Source organism: Microbacterium sp. NPDC058345 (assembly GCF_042723855.1).
Taxonomy (GTDB): domain Bacteria; phylum Actinomycetota; class Actinomycetes; order Actinomycetales; family Microbacteriaceae; genus Microbacterium.
The window spans coordinates 1,674-3,355 of the sequence record NZ_JBHXIG010000005.1 but is presented as its reverse complement, the minus strand read 5'-3'; the positions used below and the strand labels follow the sequence as shown (position 1 = coordinate 3,355).

The following is a 1,682-nucleotide window of genomic DNA, read 5'->3' as shown; positions in this document are numbered from 1 at the left end:
TGTGATGGTTCGGGCGCTTAGCACCACTGGATTGGCTGGGGCGGTTCTTCGCCGGTACGGGAATATCAACCCGTTGTCCATCGACTACGCCTGTCGGCCTCGCCTTAGGTCCCGACTTACCCAGGGAAGATTAGCTTGACCCTGGAACCCTTGGTCTTCCGGAGGACGTGTTTCTCACACGTCTTTCGCTACTCATGCCTGCATTCTCACTCGTGTGGCGTCCACGGCTGGTTCACACCGCCGCTTCACTCGCCACACGACGCTCTCCTACCCATCAACACGGCTGGACCACGAAGGCCTACCAATAATGTCAATGCCACAACTTCGGTGGCGTGCTTGAGCCCCGTTACATTGTCGGCGCGGAATCACTTGACCAGTGAGCTATTACGCACTCTTTCAAGGGTGGCTGCTTCTAAGCCAACCTCCTGGTTGTCTGAGCAACTCCACATCCTTTTCCACTTAGCACGCGCTTTGGGACCTTAGATGGTGGTCTGGGTTGTTTCCCTCTCGACTATGAAGCTTATCCCCCACAGTCTCACTGCTGCGCTCTCACTTACCGGCATTCGGAGTTTGGCTGACGTCAGTAACCTGGTGAGGCCCATCGGCCATCCAGTAGCTCTACCTCCGGCAAGAAACACGCAACGCTGCACCTAAATGCATTTCGGAGAGAACCAGCTATCACGAAGTTTGATTGGCCTTTCACCCCTATCCACAGCTCATCCCCTCAGTTTTCAACCTAAGTGGGTTCGGCCCTCCACGACGTCTTACCGTCGCTTCAGCCTGGCCATGGATAGATCACTTCGCTTCGGGTCTAGGACATGCGACTGAATCGCCCTATTCAGACTCGCTTTCGCTACGGCTACCCCACACGGGTTAACCTCGCCACATATCACTAACTCGCAGGCTCATTCTTCAAAAGGCACGCTGTCACCCCTACTAAGGAGGCTCCAACGGTTTGTAAGCAAACGGTTTCAGGTACTATTTCACTCCCCTCCCGGGGTACTTTTCACCTTTCCCTCACGGTACTTGTCCGCTATCGGTCATCTGGGAGTATTTAGGCTTATCAGGTGGTCCTGACAGATTCACACGGGATTTCTCGGGCCCCGTGCTACTTGGGATACTCTTCACGCTGCGCAGGGCATGTCGACTACGGGGCTGTCACCCACTACGGCCCGACTTTCAAGACGGTTCGTCTATACCCTCACATCACGTTCACCACTCGGCAGAATGGTACGAAAAGTCCCGCAACCCCGGGCATGCAACGCCTGCCGGCTATCACACACACCCGGTTTAGCCTCATCCGCTTTCGCTCGCCACTACTCACGGAATCACTGTTGTTTTCTCTTCCTGTGGGTACTGAGATGTTTCACTTCCCCACGTTCCCTCTACCCGCCCTATATATTCAGGCGGGAGTCACCAGGTCGCATAAACGCCCAGCGGGGTTTCCCCATTCGGAAATCCTCGGATCAAAACTCGCTTATCAATTCCCCGAGGCTTATCGCAGATTGCTACGTCCTTCTTCGGCTCCAGATGCCAAGGCATCCACCGTTTGCTCTTAAAGACTTGAAATCACATGAGTGACCACCAGTCCAGGAAAAGACTGGTGATCAATAATTCTTTAAGATGCTCGCGTCCACTGTGTAGTTCTCAAAGTACGGGCGGTCCCCCCACCACGAACCCCA

General features: G+C 54.5%; 1 rRNA gene (only partly in view). It reads right to left on the bottom strand.

From position 1 onward, the window contains the following. Window positions 1-1,569, bottom strand: a 23S ribosomal RNA gene (locus ACFWH5_RS15430) (it extends 1,636 nt beyond the left edge of the window). Between the last annotated feature and the right edge of the window lie 113 nt (window positions 1,570-1,682).